This is a genomic window from Flavobacterium sp. HTF (assembly GCF_003105115.1).
Classification (GTDB): domain Bacteria; phylum Bacteroidota; class Bacteroidia; order Flavobacteriales; family Flavobacteriaceae; genus Flavobacterium.
In genome coordinates this window covers 1-3583 of record NZ_QETH01000166.1, presented here as the reverse complement: position 1 = coordinate 3583, position 3583 = coordinate 1, and the positions used below count along the sequence as shown (strand labels likewise).

The window sequence follows — 3583 nt, the reverse complement described above, 5'->3', positions numbered from 1 at the left end:
AATCGATAGATTTATCTGTATATTTGCCAGACTCTTTAAAAAGTAAAACATAAAAAAATCCCAAATTCTATTTTAATTGGAATTTGGGATTTTTAATATTGTAATTTATAGATTAAAGATTATACATCTTTTTTCTTAATTCCTGAATCTTTTCATCATCAAGGTATTCGTCAAATGTCATATAACGGTCAATTACTCCGTTTGGTGTCAATTCTACGATTCTGTTACCCACAGTTTGTGCAAATTCGTGGTCATGTGTTGTAAAAATCACAGAACCTTTAAAGTTTTTCAATGAGTTATTAAAAGCCGTAATAGACTCCAAATCTAAGTGGTTTGTTGGTTCATCCAGCATTAAAACGTTAGCACGTTCCATCATCATTCTGGACAACATACAACGTACTTTTTCTCCCCCTGATAATACACGGCTTGTTTTTAAAGCTTCTTCACCGGAGAAAATCATTTTTCCTAAGAAACCTCTAATAAATACCTCATCACGCTCTTCTTCTGTTTTAGCATACTGACGTAACCAGTCTACCAAAGTCAGATCATTTTCGAAGAAATCATGATTTTCAGCAGGTAAATAAGCCTGGTTTGTTGTGATTCCCCAGTCAAAAGTTCCTGAATCTGCTTTTTGCTCGTTGTTTAAGATTTCATAGAAAGCAGTTGTTGCACGCGAATCTTTAGAGAAAAGAACGATTTTATCGCCTTTTGCCATATTCAGATCAACATCTTTAAACAAAAGTTCACCATCTACAGACGCGGCTAAACCTTCTACATTCAAAATCTGATCTCCTGCTTCACGATCCTGATCGAAGATGATCGCAGGATAACGACGGCTTGAAGGTTTGATTTCAGAAATATTCAGTTTTGAAATCATTTTTTTACGGGAAGTCGCTTGTTTCGATTTCGCAACGTTCGCACTAAAACGACGAATAAATTCTTCAAGCTCTTGTTTCTTCTCTTCTGCTTTTTTGTTTTGCTGAGCGCGTTGTTTTGCCGCTAACTGGCTAGACTCGTACCAGAATGTATAGTTTCCTGAATAGTGATTGATTTTTCCAAAATCAATATCAGAAATATGAGTACAAACGGCGTCTAAAAAGTGACGGTCGTGAGATACTACAATTACAGTGTTTTCGTAGTTTGCAAGGAAGTTTTCTAACCAGGCGATGGTTTCAAAATCCAGGTCGTTGGTAGGCTCATCCATAATAAGCAAATCAGGATTTCCGAAAAGCGCCTGCGCCAAAAGCACACGAACTTTAATTTTTCCCTCCAAATCACCCATTAAAGTATAATGATGCTCTTCGTTGATTCCTAAGTTAGACAACATTGCTGCGGCGTCAGAATCAGCATTCCAGCCGTTCATTTCTTCAAACTGAACCTGAAGTTCCCCTATTCTGTCTGCGTTTTTGTCGTTGTAGTCTAAATAAAGTTCATCCATTTCTTTTTTAACAGCATACAAAACTTTATTTCCCATTAAAACGGTTTCCAAAACGGTATGCTCATCGAACATGTTGTGATTTTGGTTCAACACCGACATACGTTTTCCCGGTTCTAAATGGATATGCCCAGAAGTTGGGTCCATATCACCTGAAATGATTTTTAGAAATGTAGATTTTCCAGCACCATTGGCTCCAATAACGCCGTAAATATTTCCGTGAGTGAATGTGGTATTTACTTCGTCAAACAAAATTCGTTTGCCAAATTGAACTGATAAATTATTGACTGTTAACATGAATGTCTTTTTAATTAATTTGGTGCAAAAGTAGTGAAAAAGGTTCTAAGTTGCAAAGATGCTAAGGTACTAAGGTTTTTTATGCGAACGAATATTTCTCGCAGAGGCGCAAAAGCGCTAAGTTTTGTTTTATGCAATTGATTGTCACGCAATCTTGTCATTTCTCGTTCCTCGAAATGACAAATTGTGTCGTAAATTATTGGATGGAAAAACTTTGCGACTTCGCGACTTTGCGAGATTAATTCAACTAAAGTTTACTTTCTTTAGCCAAAGCCACTTCCAAACTTTCAAAATTTGGCAGGACTTTAGAAATCAATCCTTTTTTGTTTAGTATAAAATGTGTTGGAAATGAATTCAGCTGCAATGCTTCATTCATATATTCTTTCATGTCTGGAATTACAGAATATGAAAGTGGTTTTCTGGATAAGAAAGCCTTTAATTGTTCTGCTGAATCTTCGGCTAAGCTTATAAAAACAATATCTTTTCGGTCTTTGTATTCCTCTGTTAGTTTGTTTACCTGCGGAAATTCTCTTATGCAGGGCGTACAGTGAATGTACCAGCATTTTATCACAATAATTTTTCCTTTCATAGTTTCGTTTGAAACTATATTGCCATCTAAATCTTTAAACGAAAATGGCGGAAAAACAGTTCCTTCCATCCTGAAATTTTTGAGAGCATCAAAACCTATTTGATTTATTGTTGCTTTTATACTCGTATCTGATTTTGGCTGAATTTTGAATAGTTTATAAACATAAGTACCTTCTTCTGATTTTAATCGGATTGGAATAAAATTTCCGTTTGCCAGCTGATCTAAAAAGGTTTCTTTTGAAATTTCTTTTGAAAGAACATCAATCGCCGTAAAATCTCTGGAAAGCATAACGTTTTTACTTTGATAAACTGACCAGTTGCTAAACGTTTTCTGAATCTGAATAGCGTCGACTTCCGGGTTTCCAAATTTGGACTGGCCGAAAGAAGAAGTAAAAATTAAAAATGAGATTGTTATAATGAATGCTTTTTTCATGAAGTTTATGCGATGATTCTAAGATCAAAAGTACGCATTTCTTTTTAAGGGTAAAGTTTGCAAAGGGTTTCGCGTAAATCGTAAAAATTCAATTTATATCTACTTGAACTTTTCCTTTCGATGAAAAAGGAATCTTCAAAGGAAGTTAGCAAGATTTGTGTTATACTTTTAAAAAAACATTCTAAGCCAAAAATGAAATATCCATTAAATACTTTGTTGGATTTTCCGGATGCAATATAACCGTAATGTTTTTGCTTTTAATAAAATCTGTTGGATCAAAAAAAAGTTTTTCACTCTTATAAACTTTTTTTTGATTTGTTTTAGTATCCAAACATGTAGTATAAATTTGAAAAAACTTCTTCCCCTTTAGATTATAAGATTGTTTTACACTATCAAATACTGTTATAATACGAGTTCCTTTTTCGTAAATATATTTTGCTTTCTTTTGACTAAAATGAAAAATAAAAAGTATAATAAAGAAGAGAGTACCAAAAAAAGACATCAAAATCGGAGTTCCAAATGCTGAAAAATACTTTTTGATAATGGCTTCTTCCGGATGTGTTGGATCATATATAATTTCTATACTTTCTCCAACGCTGTAAAGTGGGGAATATCCACTCGCAGAAGCAACAAATTTGATATTTTTTTCTTCATTAGTTTTAAAAGTAATTACTGGATGATAATATACTTTATCATTAGATATAGAAACAGATGACCCTATAACAGTTCCTTCAACAATAATTGCTCTTTCAGAAAATGCCTTTTCATTAAGATAGATATACACGGCTCCGATCAATAAGGATAAACCAATTATGAATAATATATATTTA

3 protein-coding genes are annotated in these 3583 nt (G+C 33.5%); all 3 read right to left on the bottom strand.

The features are described from left to right. Positions 1-112: 112 nt before the first annotated feature. Positions 113-1732 carry an ABC-F family ATP-binding cassette domain-containing protein gene (locus tag DCO46_RS22390; RefSeq protein ID WP_116754677.1) on the bottom strand — a complete coding sequence of 540 codons (1620 nt, stop codon included), beginning with the start codon at positions 1730-1732 and terminating at the stop codon, positions 113-115. A 247-nt stretch (positions 1733-1979) separates the two neighbouring features. Further along, complete coding sequence (locus tag DCO46_RS22385) at positions 1980-2753, bottom strand: TlpA family protein disulfide reductase (protein ID WP_116754676.1); 774 nt, start codon at positions 2751-2753, stop codon at positions 1980-1982. 181 nt (positions 2754-2934) lie between these two features. Next, the coding region (locus DCO46_RS22380) for a DUF3592 domain-containing protein (protein WP_133244629.1) at positions 2935-3583 on the bottom strand (649 nt) is incomplete at its 5' end.

Coding starts and splice junctions, on each gene's coding strand:
- DCO46_RS22390 (WP_116754677.1), bottom strand. CDS start 1,732: ATGTTAACAGTCAATAATTTATCAGTTCAATTTGGCAAACGAATTTTG.
- DCO46_RS22385 (WP_116754676.1), bottom strand. CDS start 2,753: ATGAAAAAAGCATTCATTATAACAATCTCATTTTTAATTTTTACTTCT.